Source organism: Kitasatospora sp. NPDC058063 (genome assembly GCF_042885395.1).
GTDB lineage: Bacteria > Actinomycetota > Actinomycetes > Streptomycetales > Streptomycetaceae > Kitasatospora > Kitasatospora lactacystinica.
Genome location: NZ_JBHVSD010000014.1, coordinates 175,752 through 190,728, shown reverse-complemented (window position 1 = coordinate 190,728; position 14,977 = coordinate 175,752). Strand labels below are relative to the sequence as shown.

General features: G+C 71.6%; 18 protein-coding genes. 13 read left to right on the top strand and 5 right to left on the bottom strand.

From position 1 onward, the window contains the following. Window positions 1-282: 282 nt before the first annotated feature. Together ACFVUY_RS24575 and ACFVUY_RS24570 are read right to left on the bottom strand one after the other, a co-directional pair. Window positions 283-966 carry a response regulator gene (locus ACFVUY_RS24575; RefSeq protein WP_387733258.1) on the bottom strand — a complete coding sequence of 228 codons (684 nt, stop codon included), beginning with the start codon at window positions 964-966 and terminating at the stop codon, window positions 283-285. Continuing rightward, on the bottom strand, window positions 963-2,174 hold the full coding sequence (locus tag ACFVUY_RS24570; protein ID WP_387733256.1) for a sensor histidine kinase: 1,212 nt from the start codon (window positions 2,172-2,174) through the stop codon (window positions 963-965). The genes ACFVUY_RS24575 and ACFVUY_RS24570 overlap by 4 nt, the downstream gene beginning before the upstream one ends. 141 nt (window positions 2,175-2,315) lie before the next feature. Between ACFVUY_RS24570 and ACFVUY_RS24565 the strand changes: the two genes are divergently transcribed. Both ACFVUY_RS24565 and ACFVUY_RS24560 read left to right on the top strand, forming a co-directional pair. Next, on the top strand, window positions 2,316-3,062 hold the full coding sequence (locus ACFVUY_RS24565) for an ABC transporter ATP-binding protein (RefSeq protein WP_387694730.1): 747 nt from the start codon (window positions 2,316-2,318) through the stop codon (window positions 3,060-3,062). A gap of 82 nt (window positions 3,063-3,144) precedes the next feature. Then, entirely contained in the window at window positions 3,145-5,553 is a 2,409-nt protein-coding gene (locus ACFVUY_RS24560) for an ABC transporter permease (RefSeq protein ID WP_387733253.1), read from the top strand. Between the two features lie 222 nt (window positions 5,554-5,775). On the opposite strand, the gene ACFVUY_RS24555 is transcribed toward ACFVUY_RS24560, so the two are convergent. Beyond that, the gene (locus ACFVUY_RS24555) at window positions 5,776-6,966 is read right to left on the bottom strand and encodes an alpha/beta hydrolase family protein (RefSeq protein ID WP_387733251.1); all 1,191 of its coding nucleotides are present in this window, start codon (window positions 6,964-6,966) and stop codon (window positions 5,776-5,778) included. Between the two features lie 167 nt (window positions 6,967-7,133). Here ACFVUY_RS24555 and ACFVUY_RS24550 point away from each other — a divergent pair, with 167 nt between their 5' ends. From ACFVUY_RS24550 to ACFVUY_RS24520, 7 genes are all read left to right on the top strand, one after another. Continuing rightward, entirely contained in the window at window positions 7,134-8,285 is a 1,152-nt protein-coding gene (locus ACFVUY_RS24550) for a sensor histidine kinase (protein WP_387733248.1), read from the top strand. After that, a complete protein-coding gene (locus ACFVUY_RS24545; RefSeq protein ID WP_387733245.1) occupies window positions 8,282-8,971 on the top strand; it encodes a response regulator in 690 nt (229 codons plus the stop codon). The genes ACFVUY_RS24550 and ACFVUY_RS24545 overlap by 4 nt, the downstream gene beginning before the upstream one ends. 381 nt (window positions 8,972-9,352) lie before the next feature. After that, on the top strand, window positions 9,353-9,514 hold the full coding sequence (locus ACFVUY_RS24540) for a hypothetical protein (RefSeq protein WP_387694725.1): 162 nt from the start codon (window positions 9,353-9,355) through the stop codon (window positions 9,512-9,514). 112 nt (window positions 9,515-9,626) lie between these two features. Continuing rightward, a complete protein-coding gene (locus tag ACFVUY_RS24535; RefSeq protein WP_387733242.1) occupies window positions 9,627-9,776 on the top strand; it encodes a hypothetical protein in 150 nt (49 codons plus the stop codon). Window positions 9,777-9,838: 62 nt separating this feature from the next. Continuing rightward, window positions 9,839-10,267, top strand: coding sequence for a DoxX family protein (locus ACFVUY_RS24530; protein ID WP_387733239.1), 429 nt, complete (start codon window positions 9,839-9,841; stop codon window positions 10,265-10,267). A gap of 72 nt (window positions 10,268-10,339) precedes the next feature. Next, window positions 10,340-10,555, top strand: coding sequence for a hypothetical protein (locus ACFVUY_RS24525; RefSeq protein ID WP_387733236.1), 216 nt, complete (start codon window positions 10,340-10,342; stop codon window positions 10,553-10,555). 329 nt (window positions 10,556-10,884) lie between these two features. After that, window positions 10,885-11,289: a hypothetical protein gene (locus tag ACFVUY_RS24520; protein ID WP_387733234.1), complete on the top strand. Its 405-nt coding sequence runs from the start codon at window positions 10,885-10,887 to the stop codon at window positions 11,287-11,289. A 112-nt stretch (window positions 11,290-11,401) separates the two neighbouring features. Here ACFVUY_RS24520 and ACFVUY_RS24515 read toward each other — a convergent pair whose 3' ends face one another. Then, entirely contained in the window at window positions 11,402-11,629 is a 228-nt protein-coding gene (locus tag ACFVUY_RS24515) for a hypothetical protein (RefSeq protein WP_387733232.1), read from the bottom strand. Between the two features lie 287 nt (window positions 11,630-11,916). On the opposite strand from ACFVUY_RS24515, the gene ACFVUY_RS24510 reads away from it, so the two are divergent. From ACFVUY_RS24510 to ACFVUY_RS24500, 3 genes are all read left to right on the top strand, one after another. Next, window positions 11,917-12,216 carry a hypothetical protein gene (locus ACFVUY_RS24510; RefSeq protein WP_387733229.1) on the top strand — a complete coding sequence of 100 codons (300 nt, stop codon included), beginning with the start codon at window positions 11,917-11,919 and terminating at the stop codon, window positions 12,214-12,216. 93 nt (window positions 12,217-12,309) lie between these two features. Beyond that, a complete protein-coding gene (locus tag ACFVUY_RS24505) occupies window positions 12,310-12,606 on the top strand; it encodes a hypothetical protein (protein ID WP_387733226.1) in 297 nt (98 codons plus the stop codon). Further along, window positions 12,603-13,235, top strand: coding sequence for an RNA polymerase sigma factor (locus tag ACFVUY_RS24500; RefSeq protein WP_387733223.1), 633 nt, complete (start codon window positions 12,603-12,605; stop codon window positions 13,233-13,235). Before ACFVUY_RS24505 ends, ACFVUY_RS24500 begins: the two co-directional genes overlap by 4 nt. Window positions 13,236-13,341: 106 nt before the next feature. Here ACFVUY_RS24500 and ACFVUY_RS24495 read toward each other — a convergent pair whose 3' ends face one another. Next, window positions 13,342-14,028: a DUF6308 family protein gene (locus tag ACFVUY_RS24495; protein ID WP_387733220.1), complete on the bottom strand. Its 687-nt coding sequence runs from the start codon at window positions 14,026-14,028 to the stop codon at window positions 13,342-13,344. Between ACFVUY_RS24495 and ACFVUY_RS24490 the strand changes: the two genes are divergently transcribed. Next, entirely contained in the window at window positions 14,027-14,866 is an 840-nt protein-coding gene (locus tag ACFVUY_RS24490) for a hypothetical protein (RefSeq protein WP_387733217.1), read from the top strand. The two genes, ACFVUY_RS24495 and ACFVUY_RS24490, sit on opposite strands and share 2 nt — an antisense overlap. Window positions 14,867-14,977: the final 111 nt, after the last annotated feature.

Genomic DNA, 14,977 nt, shown 5'->3' with positions numbered 1-14,977 from the left:
CTGGGTTCAGCATTGATCCCCGGACCGCACTCTCCGGGACGGGCGGCCGCATTGAGCTTGCGCCATCCTGAACGGGCTGGTCAGGGTGCTGGTATGACGGTGTTCGTGAGTGCTCCTGCTGTTGGTGGCGGGTGTCCCGTGGCTGGATCGTCTGTCAGCGGCTCGTTCCCGCGGCCCGGGTGACCTTCTTCAGGCCTCGCGCCGGCGCCGCAGGAGGCCCGGCTGGGCGGCCGGTCGGTGCTGCTGAGCCTGCCCCTACCGTCTGCCCCTACCGTCTGGCCCCTACCGTCTGCGTGGCACGAGTCCGGTTTCGAAGGCGATGATCGCCAGCTGGACGCGGTCCCGAGCCTCGAGCTTGGCGAACAGACGCGCGACATGGGTCTTCGCGGTCGCCGCGCTGATCACCAGTCGCTCGGCTATCTCAGGGTTCGACAGTCCCTGTCCGACCAGTGCCAGCACCTCGCGCTCCCGGTCGGTGATCCCCGCGAGGGGACTCGGGTCCGCGGCGGGCCCGGCGTCCGGTTCGGGGGCCGCGGGGCCGGACGTTCCGGCGAAGTCCGCGATCAGCCGTCGGGTCACGCTCGGCGCGATCAGCGCGTCGCCCGCGGCCACCACGCGGATCGCTTCCAGGATCGCGTCCAGGGCCATGCTCTTGAGCAGGAATCCGCTGGCCCCGGCGCGCAGTGCGCCGTAGACGTACTCGTCGTCGTCGAAGGTCGTCAGCACCAGGACCTTGGGCGGGTCCGGCTCGGCGGTGGCCTGTCGGGTCGCCTCGATCCCGTCCATGCCCGGCATCCGGATGTCCATCACCACGACGTCCGGCCGCAGTTCACGCACCAGGCGCACCGCCTCGCCGCCGTCGCCGGCCTGGCCGACCACCTCCAGGTCGTCGGTGTCGCCGATCAGGATCCCGAGCCCGACCAGCATCAGTGGCTGGTCGTCGACCAGCAGCACCCGCACGCTCATGCCGGGAGCCTCGCCGTCACCAGGAATCCGCCCTCCGGACGCCGGCCGGCGCTGAACTGGCCGGACAGCAATGTCACCCGCTCGCGCATGCCGAGCAGGCCGAAGCCGCTGCCGCCGGCTCCCGCCGCGAACTTCGGACGGCCCGGACCGCCGGGGCCGTCGTCCCCGTCGTCCACCACCTCGATCCTCACTTCTGTCGGCTCGTAACCGATCGCGACCCGGCAGGTCCGCGCCCCGGAATGCCGCACCACGTTCGTCACCGACTCCTGGATGATCCGGAACGCCGACAGTTCGATCTCCGGCGGCAGTGGACGCCGCTCGCCCCGCCAGGTCACATGGACCCGCACCCCGGCGCCGGCCGTGCGTTCGGCGAGCTGCGGGACGTCGGCCAGGCTGCCGGCCGGCGCCAGCGGAGCGGCCTGCGGCATGGCGTCGTCGGGCTCGGCGCGGCGGAGCGCCCCGAGCATGCGCTGCAGCTCCAGCAGCGTCTCCCGGCTGGTGGTCTCGATGCCGGTCAGCGCCTGCCGCGTCTGCTCGGGCTTGGTCTCCACGACCCGCGCCGCCGCTCCCGACAGCACCGTGATGATCCCGATGCTGTGCGCGACGCTGTCGTGCAGCTCGCGGGCGATCCGCAGCCGCTCGGCCATGACGGCGCGGGCCTCGGTCTGCTCGTGCAGGGCTTCGAGGTATTCACGGCGTTTGCGGTACACCCCTCCGAAGACCCACGCGACCGCGAACCACAACGCGAACTGCCCGGCCCACTGGGACGCGTCGCCGACGGTCTGCTCGCGGCCGTGGAGGTCGTTGAAGAACGCGGCCGCGACGGCCGCGACGGAGCCGACGGCGGCAACCTTCGGCCGCCGGACGGCGAGGTACCAGCCCAAGCCGACGAGCAGGACGAACACGATCGAGGGCCGCGCGCCGAAGGCGTCGCCGAGGACCGCTTCACCCAGGACCGCCGCGAAGACCGCCGCTGGCAGACGGCGCACCAGCAGAACCGGCAGGGCGAGCACGATGCAGAGACCGAGCATCTGGAAGGGCTCGATGTCGGGGAACCGGAACAGGCCGTCGTAGTGCGCCCAATCAGTGGGCAGCATCGTCAAGGCGAGAGTCAGCGCGTACAAGCAGGCGGTGGCCAGCACCACGGCCTGTGACATCAGCCAGGTCACGCGTTTCGATGTCGACAGACGCTGGAGAAGCTGTTCCATACGAAGATCGTATTCAGTGGCGTCGGCTCTGCGCGTCGCCCCGGGGATGTACGCCGGATACGCCCCCGAGCCGATGGCTTGGAAGAGGTGACATCCGCCGGCCGACGCGGTGGATCGTGGTCCGTTCCTAGGTTCGTGGTCATGACGAATGCACCGATGATCGATCTTCGCGGCACGACGAAGAAGTACGACGACGGCCCGCCCGCACTGGCCGGCGTCACCCTGTCCGTGGCGGCTGGTGAGTGCGTGGCGATCCTCGGCCATTCCGGCAGTGGCAAGTCCACGCTGCTGAACCTGATCGCGGGTCTGGACAAGCCTTCCAGCGGCACCGTGACCGTCGACGGCATCCGCGTCGACCAGCTCGGCGAGGCCGGTTCGGCGAAGTACCGCCGGGCCTCCATCGGCATGGTCTTCCAGTTCTTCAACCTGCTGGACGACCTGACCGTGTTGGACAACGTCATGGTTCCGGCGCAGCTGGCCGGGATGGGCAAGGGCGAGGCGAAGCGGCGGGCCGTCGAGCTGCTCGACTCGCTGGGCATCGACCGGCACGCCAAGGCCTATCCGCAGCGGCTGTCCGGCGGGGAACGGCAGCGGGTGGCGGTGGCCAGGGCCCTGATGAACGAGCCGGCGCTGCTGCTGGCCGACGAGCCGACCGGCGCTCTGGACTCGGCCTCGGCCGAGGACGTGCGCGAGCTGCTGCTGGACCTGAACAGCGACGGCCAGACCATCCTGCTGGTCACCCACGACGTGCAGCTGGCCGCGAGCACCGCGCGCCGCACGATCGAGTTGGTGGACGGCGCGGTCGAGCGGGACGTCGTCAACGACGGCAGCGGCGCCGGCCCGGCCGCCCGCACACCGCTGACCCGTCCGGCGGGAGAGGTCCGATGACACTGCGCAAGCCGCCGATGCCCCGGCGCGTCCTCGAGGTCGGTTTCCGGGCCGTGGCCCGCCTGCTGCCGGCGGTGAGCCGGTGAGCGCCCTGGGCAAGGTCGTACGTTCCGGCGTGGGCCGCCGTCGGGTCCAGTCCCTCGTCCTGGCCCTGACGACGTTCGCCGCGGTGACGTCCTCCGTGCTCTCCCTCGGGCTGCTGACTGTCGTTCAGGCCCCGTTCGAGCACGCTTTCCGGGCTCGGAACGGGGCGCACCTGGCGGTCCAGTTCGACGGCTCGAAGGTCACGGCCGCGCAGGCCGCCGCCACCGCTCACGCCGCCGGCGTCACCGAGGCGGCCGGGCCCTACCCGGTCGCCGCCGCCCTGGACACGACGATCGGCACGGACTGCTCCGAGCAGGACTGGGCCGGTCACGACAACGGTCCGATCACCGTCACCACCCGGCCCGACCCGGGCAGCACCTCCGGGATGGACCAGCTGGCGCTGACCCGGGGGCGCTGGCCGACGAGCCCGGACGAGATCGCCCTGCCGTGGCAGCACTACGCCGCCGACTGCTTCGGCGATTCGGTGGTGTTCTCCTCCCTGCCGGGCAGGCCGTCGTTCAAGGTCGTCGGCTTCGCCGGCTCGGTGACCGACAGCGCGACCGGCTTCGCCACCGCCGACGGTTTCGCGCGGCTCACCGCTGCCGGCGCCACGTCCGACGTCCAGATGCTCTACCGGTTCGCCAAGGCCGGGACCGCCGCCGACATCGCCACCGGCAAGCAGGCGGTGGCCGCCGCCGCGCCGGCCGGCGCGATCGAGAGCGGACAGTCGTACCTGACCGCGGAGCAGCAGGCGACCGGCAACGCCAAGGCCTACGTGCCGTTCCTGATCGCCTTCGGGATCCTCGGGCTGTTCATGTCGGTGCTGATCATCTCGATCGTGGTCAGCGGGGCTGTGGCCTCGGGAATCCGGCGCATCGGGATTCTGAAGTCGTTGGGCTTCACCCCTTCGCAGGTGGCCCGCGCCTACACCGCGCAGGCCGTGATCCCGGCGACACTCGGCGTGGTGCTCGGCACGGTCTTCGGCAACCTCCTGGCCGTGCCGATCCTGGACGGGGCCACCAAGCAGCTCGGCGCGGCCAGTGCCACGATCCCGTTGTGGGTCAGCGCCGTGGTGCCGCTGGGCACCCTGCTGATCGTCGGCGTCACGGCTTTGATCCCGGCACTGCGGGCCGGCCGGATGCCGACGGTACGGGCCCTGGTCGTCGGCCGCGCCCCCAGGGCCGGGGGCGGTCGGGCGGCGCAGCGTCTGGCCTCGCGGCTGCCGCTGCCCCGGGCCGTGTCGCTGGGGCTGGCCCAGCCGTTCGCCCGGCCGGCCCGGGCCGTCCTGGTCGGTGCGGCGGTGCTGTTCGGCGTGGTGAGTGTCACGTTCGCGGTGGGGCTGGAGTCCGGGTTCAACAAGTACCTGGACGCCAGCACCTCGGGCTTCAACGTCGCGTCGGAGTTCGTGATCCCCACGGCCGACGTGGGCGTGCCCTGGGGTCGCTACGGCCCCGACGACCCGCGCACCCCGCACCTGGACGCCGCCGGGGTGGCCGCCGCGCTCGCCGGGATCCCGGGCACGAAGACCGCGTTCGGCTGGGGCGAGAGCGGCGCGACCATGGTCGGCGCCCCGCCCGGCGGCGAACCGCCGAAGGTGTTCACGGTCACCGGCGACTTCTCCTGGACGCACCTGGAGCTGCTGTCCGGCCGCTGGTACGCGGCGCCCGGCGAGGCCGTGGTCGGTGACAAGCTGGCCACGGCGGTGGGGATCCACGTCGGTGACGACGTCACCGTGGTGCAGCAGAACAGGCAGCTGTCGCTGAAGGTCGTCGGGATCAACTTCGACACCAACCAGGGCGACTACACGGTCATGACGGATGCGGCCACCTTCACCGCCGCCGGTCTGACCCCGCACATCGACATGTTCAACGTCGAGCTGGCCGACAACGTCGACGGATCGGACTGGTCCACCTCGGCCGCCGCCGCGCTGACCCCGCTGAACGCCTCGGTCCAGCCGAGCTCGGGCGGGGGCAAGAACATCATTGTGATCACCATGGGCGCCCTGGTGGCCACGCTCACGCTGATGATGATCGCGGTCGCCGCGCTCGGGGTGCTGAGCACGGTGGTGCAGGACACCCGGGAACGGGTCCATGACCTGGGGATCCTCAAGGCCCTCGGGATGACACCCAAGCAGACCGTCGCGATGGTCCTGACCTCGGTTTCCCTCACCGGCCTGATCGCCGGGCTGATCGGGGTCCCGCTCGGGGTCGCGGTGGAGAAGGCGACGCTGACCCCGATGGGGAACGCGATCGGCCGGCACCTGCCGCCGAGCGTGTCCCACGTCTACCCCACCGGGCTGCTCATCCCCCTGCTGGCCGGCGGGATCGTGATCGCCCTGCTCGGGGCACTGCTGCCGGCCTACAGGGCGGCCCGGTCGCGGACCGCCACCGCGCTGCGGACCGAGTAGGACCGAGGGCGCGGCGCCCTGCGGATGCAGGCCCCGTCCGGGGCACCGCTGCCCTGTCGGGACGGTGGAGGCGCCGCCCCGCAGGATTCCCCGGGTTCCCCGGGTCGTGATCCTCCCTGCGAAGCCGAGGACACCGACGGCCCTCCCTCGCTGGACCCCGCCCGGTGAACGCCCCGGCGTCGTACCTCGGAGCCCGGACGGGCGGGCCCGGCGCCAAGGCGTTCACCGGGCGTAGTCGACCTCGGGGAAGCCGGGGGAGGGACCGTCGAGCAGCCGCCCCCGGTCGCGGAGGTGGAGGTCGAAGAAGGCTCGCGGGTAGGCGCGTTGGAACGCCTGTGCCCGATGCCCGGGAATCGTCCCGACCTCTTGCTCCAGATCGGGCGGTGACATGCCCAGGAGAGGGGCGAGCAGCGGCAGGATCAGCACATCGTCGCCGAACGACAGGTGCGCGGCTCCCCGTACGGTCAGATGCAGGCGCCAGCCGCGCAGATGCGACCAGAACGCGCGCAGGGCGGGGTTGCTCTCCATGCCGCCCTTGCCCAGGGTGTCCACGACCAGGAACGGACGGTCGAGCCCGGCGTCCACCACCGGGCCCGCCGCGCCCCCGTCCAGGCTCGCTCCCGCCGTGATCCGCCCGTCGGTGAGCATCGTCGCGGCGGTGGTGGCGCCGCCCAGGGAGTGACCGAGCATCCCGACGCGCCGCAGGTCGAGAGCCCCGCGCAGGCCTGTGGGCAGCGGGGTGCGGCAGACGCCGGGGTGGCCACCCGAGCGGAGGACGGCGAGCCGGTCCAGGACGAACCGGATGTCGGCGGTACGGACCGCGAGGGCCTTGGCGTAGTCGCTGATCCCGCCCTGCGGATTCGTCTCGACGCGTCCACCGGGGAAGGCGACCGCCGCCGCGTCGTAGGTGTGGTCGACGGTGACCACCAGGAAGCCGTGACTGGCGAGGTCTTCCACGACGCCGGTGCCGAACGACCGTGACGCGTTGGCGCCGGGAGAGTAGAGCACGACGGGCAGGGGGCCCGGCGGGCCGCCGACGGGAGCCCCCTCGTGGCCGTGGGTGCCTCCCAGTCGTACCCGGCCGGGAGGCAGGCCGAGGAGGCTCAGGTACCGGTCGGCCGCCGCCGGAGGCATCCAGGGAACGGTGGGGCGGTCCGCGCGGCCGCGGGCGGGGTACCAGATGCTGATCATCAGCTCACGGCAGGGGCGGGAGGGCACCCAGGGGTCCGGCCGCGCGGTGTCGGCCAGGTGCAGCGCGATCGTACCCAGCGGGTACGGTCCGTTCGGGGCGGGCAGCTGGAACCGCACGGGTTGCTCCTGCGCCGGTCGCGCGACGGCCACCGGCGCGAGCGGACCGAGGGTCATGGCGGCGGCCAGTCCGGCGCACGAGGACAGCAGTGTTCTCCGATTCATGACTCCACTGTTTCGTCCGACGGGCCCGGCGGCTTCGCCCCCGGGAAGGAACCCGGTGTCAGCCCAGGAGGGTACGACGGGCATCGGCCGCGCGGATGACTCAGCCCGTGAGATGACGTCCTCCGGGCTGACTGGCCCCGGGCCCCCGCTTGGATAGCGTGGTCGGCATGGGCGACGGGGAGTCACGGCCGCTGGTGGCCGGACGTCTGCGGGACGGACAGTGGCACGGCGTGGACACGGTCGCGGCCGTGCTCCTCGCCCTGGCGTTCGGCGCGAGCGAGACGCTGAGCGGTGGCTGGGGCGCGGGAGCCGTGGCGGCGCTGGTCTGGCTGCCGATCGCGGTACGGCGCAGATGGTCCGTCCGGGTTCTGTACACGGTCCTGGCCGGAGCGGTCCTCGCCATGGCGTTCACCGGATGGGAGGAGTCCTGGGTCCCCGTCGGGGCCGCCCTGTACACGGTGGCGGCGCAGGAACCGCGGCGCCGGTCCGTGACGGCGCTCGGCTGCTCGCTGGGCGCCGTCGCGGCGGCCATGGCCCTCGTACCGCGACCGGTCCCGGCCTCCGGGGTCGCGTGGGGCATCGTCTTCGCCTCCTTCATGATGACCCTGCCCTGGCTGGTGGGCACCGCGCTGAGAGAGCAGCGGTCGTACGCGGAACTCGCCGCCCGGCAGGCCGTGACGGAGGAGCGCCTGCGGATCGCCCGCGAGCTCCACGACGTGGTGGCCCATCATCTGACTGTCATCGCGGTACGGGCCGAGGTGGCCCGTGCGGTGGCCTCCACCAACCCGCAGGAGGCCGAGCGGACCCTCGCACTGGTCGGGACAGCGGGCCGGACGGCGCTCACCGAGATGCGCCGCATGCTCGGCGTTCTGCGATCACCCGGTGACGGAGCCGAGTCGGGGACCGCCCCCGGTCTGGCCGACCTGCCCGCACTCGCGGACGGCGCCGGCCCGCGCGTGGAGCTGTCCGTCGACCCGGATCCACCGCTCCCCCCGGGGGTGGAACTGGCGGTCTACCGGATCGTTCAGGAAGCCCTCACCAATGTCGTCAAGCACGCGGGATCGGCGGACTGCCGGGTGAACCTCTCCCGGACGGGCCCCGAGGCCGTCGAGATCGAGGTCGTCAACGACGCGCCGTCCCGGCTCCCGTCCCGGTTCCCGCCCCGGTTCCCGCCCGGGCGTCCTGGCGGCGGGCACGGACTCGTCGGGATGCGGGAGCGGGCGGCCATGTGCGGCGGGACCCTCTCCGCCGGCCCCCTGGCGACGGGCGGATTCCGGGTGCACGCGCGGCTGCCCTGCGGATCGGAGACAGCACGGTGAACCGGCCGGTCCGGGTCCTCATCGCCGATGACCAGGCGCTGTTGCGGGCGGGCTTCCGCCTGCTCATCGAGAACGCGCCCGACCTCACCGTCGCAGGCGAGGCCGTCAGCGGCGAGCAGGCCGTCGAACTCGCCCTGCGGCTGCGGCCCGACGTCGTGCTGATGGACATCCGGATGCCGGGCACGGACGGTCTGGAGGCCACCCGGCGCATCTGCGCGGACCCGGACGCCGCCGGCACCCGGGTGCTGGTCCTCACCACGTTCGACCTGGACGAGTACGTGTACGCGGCACTCCGCGGCGGAGCCAGCGGATTCCTCCTGAAGGACATCCTCCCCGCCGACCTGCTGACAGCCTTGCGGGTGGTCGCCGCCGGCGACGCCCTGCTCGCGCCCACGGTCACCCGCCGTCTGATCCGCGAGTTCGCCGGACGCCACGAGCCGCGCCCGCGACTCACCCGGGAGCTGGCGGGCCTGACCCCACGGGAACGGGAAGTGCTCCGATTGGTGGCCCGGGGACTGCCCAACCGCGCGATCGCCGAGCATCTGGGGCTGAGCATCGCGACCGTCAAGACACATGTCCGGCGGCTGCTGGCCAAGCTCCACGCCCATGACCGGGCCCAGATGGTCGTCATCGCCTATGAGACAGGCGTGGTCACCGCAGGCGGGAACCCCCCGTCCGCGGGCTGACGCCTCACCGGCCGGGACGGTGTACCTGCGGACTCCCCCGGCGGTGGGTCGTGCCGACCCCGCGCGGTTCCGTGTGCGGCGGTCCTCGACCTCGGTGCGGCGCTCGGCCGGTCCGGCCGCGACGACGCGTTCGACCAGCCGGCCGGGGTTGGTGCCGCTCTCGCGACGGCCCGGGCAGTGATCCGGACACCGAATCGCCGCCATGCGGAACCTGGGAGCCGATCGGCATCAAAGCCTTCGATCAGCAGGCGATTTCTTGAACAGAACGTTAAATACAAGGCCCTGCCCCGTATTTGGGTGTAGGCTCTGAAGCACAGAGGGTGGTCCGAAGGGCCGGCATGACGATGATGCCGACGAATCACCCCGGACAGGGGGAGCACCATGATCTACAACATCGAGGTCGCGCGGGCCACGATCGACGAGCGTCTGCGGGAGGCCGAGAAGTACCGCCTCACGCGCGCGCTCCGGCTCAAGAGCCGCGCCGAGCGCACCACCCGACGCGCACACCGGGCCCTGGCAGGTCTGATCGGCCCGGCCGTATGAGCATCACCCTCGACGGGCCGCCACCGCAGCACCGGTGACGGCCCGTCCGCCATCTGCAAAGTGAACCGGCCCCCGGGCGGTCTTCCACGGCACCGGAGCATGTGGGGCGAGCATGTCGTCGAACTACAACTCCAGACCGCTGATCCCGGAGATCACGGTCGAGGGCGATCGGGCCGGGCGGATCCGTAGGCGGCAGACCGTCGGCGAGCTGCTGGCGCTGGAGGTGGGGCTGCCGGAGGACTTTTTCTCCCGGGACCGATGAGTTCGGGTGGCGCCGGCGGTCAAACCTGAGAAAGCAACGACAGCCGACCAGGGAGACCTGAAATGTCCAGCACCGCCACCACCACGACCACCGCCACCGCCACCGCCGCGAAGTCCGGCACGGCCGTGGTCCGGGTGGCCTGGACGCTGCGGGTCCTGCTCGCGCTCTTCTTCGCCCTGGCCAGCGCGCTGCCCAAGCTGCTCGCGCTCCCCGCCGCCACGACCGTTTTCGACGCCATCGGGGCAGGCCACTGGTTCATGTACCTGACCGGACTCGTGGAACTGGCCGGAGCGGTCGGCCTGCTGGTCCGCCGGCTGGCCGGGCCGGCCGCGATCGCGCTGATCATCTTCCTGGCGTTCGCGTTCATCACCCAGCTCACCGCCATGCACGGCGAGAACGCCGGGACCCCGTTCATCTTCATGGTGCCGCTGGCCGTCATCGCCTGGAACCGGCGCGCCGAGACGGCCGAGCTGCTCGGCCGCTCGCGCTGACCTGGTGCCTGGGGGTCCGTCAGCAGAGGGCCGACGTCGCGGCGCCCTGTCTGGTCCGGCGGGTGGCCGCTCGTGCAGTGGACCGAGCGCGGGCGTACCGGTCAGGGGCTGCGCGGGCGGCTGGTGGGGATCGTGCTGGTGGACGAGGACACCGGTGCGCCGATCGGGGCGGCGCGGGCGCTGGTGCGCGGCGTTCTGCATGTCCTGGACGCTCTGTCGGGGTTCGCCGGGTCGGCCTTCCGGCCCTTCGCCAGGCAGCGCAGGGTGCGGGCGGAGGCGCGGTCGTAGTGGAGCGTCGGCATCGGCATCTCCTTCGTCGGGGCATGCAAAAGGGCCCGCCTCCCCGGTGGTGGGGAGACGGCCCTTGGTGCGGGGGGCGGGTGGACGCGTTGTTCGTCGGGCTCAATATTGCGGTTTCGTGCTTGCCCGGAAGCGGGATCCGGCTACGGCGAGCCGTCCTGAGCTTGCGAGCGACTCCACGCCACATCGCGGTGTCATTCCAGACATCCACCGACTCTTCTGACTCCCGAGTCACCGGCGGACCGCAGCATGGGGGCTCGGAAGCTCCCCTCGATCACCCCATCCCGTCCGTTGCCACTGCCGGAGAGAAGGTTGTCATGAGCGCATCTACCCGTACCAAGTTCGCCCGTTTCCTGGCCGTCCCCGCCCTTGCCATGGCGAGCACGATCCTCGCAACCGCGCCCGCGAGCGCCGGAGGACTCTCCATAGGCGTCAACGGCGCCACCGTCGCGGATGCCGGGCGGACACTGAACGTCTCCGTCAGCTACCGGTGCCTCCCGATATTCGAGTGGGTCAAGATCACCGTCCAGGCCACGCAATCCGCCGTATCGGGCGTCGGCTCGGTCCGGCTCCCCTGCACCGGCGGGGAGACCGTGACCATTCCGGTGGGCGTCACCTCGCCCGGTGACACGTGGATCAGGTCCTCGGTGAACGTGGTCGTGCACATCTACGACGCCGAGCTCGACCGCGGCGGGGCCGCCGCCACCGTCGTCGCCAACTGACCGGCGTCCACGGAAAACGAAACGGCCGGTCGATCCGAGGATCGACCGGCCGTCCCGGCTTGTCGGGGCCCGCCCTCCACCCGGGCACTTGTGCACCGGCAGCCCGGCCGTGTCATGCGCACCCGGTCGGCCCCTTGCCTCGGGCCACCCCGCCGGCCTTCGGCGGCAGGGCCTTCCTGCTGCGCCGCCCGAGATCGACCATGCCGTGGTCACCGCGCTGCTCCAGTTCCGGATGGCCACGACCGAGCAACTGCGCACACTCCACGTTCTCCCGGTCGACCTCGATCAGGAGCACCGGCACGTCCGCGCCGCGGTCGCGCAGCACCAGGTCGGTGAACAAGGAGCAGCAGCGCGGGATCGCGTGCTCGACCTCGGTGGAGAACGCGGCCAGGTGCCCGTAGCCGCCGCGGGCGGGAAAGCCAGCGCCTCCACACCGCCCTGGCCGCCGACGGGAGCGCCGTCGGCGTGCCCGGGCCGCGGGCCGGGACCGGGACCGGGACCGGGACGTGGTCGACGCCAGCGGCGGCCGTGGGGCACCCGGCATTCGGCCCATCGGGCCCGCCCTCCAAGGGCGACCCCTGCGCGTCCCTGTCACGGCACCGGCCCGAAATGGCTATGCACATGGTTATGAGAATCACCTGCCGCGCCGCTCTCGGCGTCCCGTTGATGACCGCCGCCGCCCTGCTCCTGCTCCTGCCCGCCGGCCCGGCCACCGCAGCCACCGGAAACCTCTACCTCAACAACGAAGAGGTCTACACGGACCCCTCCGGCTGCTACCCCCTGGAGGACTCCAGCATCGTCGACAACAACACCGACACGGCCGTGACCGTCTACTCGGGTCCGGACTGCAACGGAGAGGAGCTCGGCCGCATCAGCGCCGGTGACGACGAGATCACCACCGGCGCCCAGAGCCTCTTCATCCCCTGATTCCCCGCCCCGATCCCGCCATCAGCCCCGGACCGGCCCGGATCGTCTTTTCGCAGATGTAAACGGTTTGGCGTTGCCGTTCGACTTCTGGGCATGAGGCGTCAGGTAACCCAACTGCTCGGCTGGACCCCGGTGGTGCCCTTCGTGGCACTGGGCAGTCAGCCCTCGTGGATCGTGCTGGCCCTGCTCGGGGCTCTGGGGGTGGCGGCGCGGCAGCTGACCGAGTGGCAGCGCCGCCGCACCCTGGTCGCGCTGGTCGAACGGTCGCCGCTGGGCACCCTCGTGGAACAGGAGAGCGAAACGGGCGGACCAGGCATGCGGGTCCAGGTCGGCGTCCGGCCGACCTGGGGAGCACCGGACACGGACAAGCAGAGCCAGGGGGCCAAATGACCGAGACGGAGAACAGGCGAATCCCGACGGATGTCGCCGAAGCCGTCACCGTTCTCTTCCGGGCGGTGTATCGCGACGTGCTGGCCTCAACCATCCTTCTGGCCGGCCGGACGAACGCCGCCGACCTCGTCCAGCACGCCTTCCACGAAGCCGCGCTGCAATGGGACGAGGTCGGCACCCGCCCGCTGGACGGCCAGAAGGCGTGGCTCAGGACGGTGTGCCGCAACAAGCACATCGACGGCCTGCGCCGGGACGCGACCTTCAACAAGATCCGCATCGACGTCTGCGAGTTCTACACCACGGCCCCGCACGACCCGGCAGACGTCATCGTGGCCCGCACCGCGCTCGACCGCTGCTGGACGGCGATCCAGGCCATGCCCCCGGCCCAACGGGACGCCGTCCCCGCGCCGAGCGAGGCCTTCGTCCAGGAGGAACTGGACAAGCTGGTGGCCTGGATGAGCACGCCGGCCAGGCCCGCCGTCACTCCCCCGGTCGTGCCTCCCCCGGCGCAAGACATCAGGTTCCTGAACATCGCGGAAGCCGCCGCCCTGCTGCACGTTCCGAAGCTGACCGTCGACCGCCTCGTTCCGTCGGAGGCAACCAGGTCCCTGGCCCCGGTGTCACGGTGATGCGCGGCCTTGACCATGGCCGCGACGTCCAGCGGGCAGCTAAAGTCCGTCACTCCCACACGCCGGACAGGCCGCTCGTACCAGTCGGCTGCTGGGTGGTCACCCGTCAGCGACAGGCATGATCAAGGGCTCGGTGGCCCATCCACACCGCAACATCGCATACCCTCAGCGCGCTGACCGTCTCCGGCAGGTCCGCAGCCTGCCGGAGGTCGAGCAGCAGGCGGTGCAGGGAGCGGTCGTCCTCGCGCATCGCGGCATGCAGCGAAAGCCAGAACGGGCGCGGGCGGCCCAGCGCGCAACGCACCACCGTGTCGTAGACCGGAAGCAACTGCGGACGCTTACGGGCCAGGATCTTCCCCGCGATCACCCAGCCCAGCCCGTGCTGGGACTCCAAAAGCCGCCACGCCTGACCCGCCGGCGAACCGTCGGCCACCGTGGCGGCGTCAACGTGCGCCAGGTCCACGCCAGCCGGGATCGCGGACAGCAGGTCAGCCAGTTCGTCGCCGAGCGGGCCCTCCAGCATGCCCAGCTTCAGCTCGACCGGGATGGACACCGAGAGGGTTTCCACCGCGATCAAGTCCTCCGCCGTGATCCGACCGGCGATCTCCGGGCGATCTCCGCCACCGGCCAGATGCTCGAACCGGCTCCCCGTGAATGGAGCCGCATCAGGCGGCAGGCCAATCCCGTAGTAGCGGCGTAGGTCTCCGACGACACGCTCGGCATCGACCAGCGCGCGCAGCCGCTTCCCCAACAGTGACACCGGGGCCCCGGCCGTCTTGGCGGGAGAGAACATGGGTACTCCGTCCGACGCTGCGGTGCTGCAGGGCTGGGCGCACACCCTGAACATGGGCACCGGCCAGTATCGGGACGACTACGCCCACAACACAAGCCAGGGCGCCCCGGTGTACACCTACGCGCAGACCGGGCAGTCCAACCAGTGGTGGTGGGTGGCGAACAACGACGGCAGCACGGTCACCTTCTCCTCCTACGAGACCCAGCAGTCCGGCGGCCTCGACGCCTGGTGGTACCGCAACCTCACCCGCGACAGCGGCAACCGCGGCGTCCTCGGCCCCCAGCAGCGCTGGGGCGCCGGCATCGGCTTCGGCACGCTGCCCGGTGAGGAGCGCCGGTGGTACGCGGACGGTGACGCCGGGACGTACATCCACTCCAACGCCTGGAACGGCGACTGCCTGACCGCCCATGCTGGAAGCCAGGTGACGATCGAGGGCTGCCGTGGTGGTGCAGACAGCATGCCTGGGCGGGCAGTGCCCGCCTGCGCCTGGCCCACTGGCGGCCCTCTCAGGTGCCCTTCCGCCACTGGGCCGATCACGTCGGCGTGCAGATCACCGGCCCGGTCGACATCCGCCGGATGCGCAAGAGCGTCAAGGTCGAGAAGGCGGGACGACGACCACCAGGAGACCTTCCGCGGTCACTACGCCCAGGACACCACCCTGCGCGTCATCTCCGGACGCGTGATCGCCCAGGCCCAGCAGCACTGGCTCGACCAGGCCCGCCCCGTACGACTCCCCTTTCAGCACCACCGGGTCGCTGTGCGAGGTCGTGCCGCTGCGCTGCCTGGAGTGCCGCAACGCCTGGATCCTGCCCCTACCTGCCGCAGCTGCTGCTGTTAGCCGACCATCTGCAACGGGTCCGCCTGTGCGCCTGGCGCCCGCGCAGTTCGCCGCCCGCTGGGGCCGGTCCCGGCGCAAAAGCGACGTGGAGCTCCGATCCTGCTCTCCGGG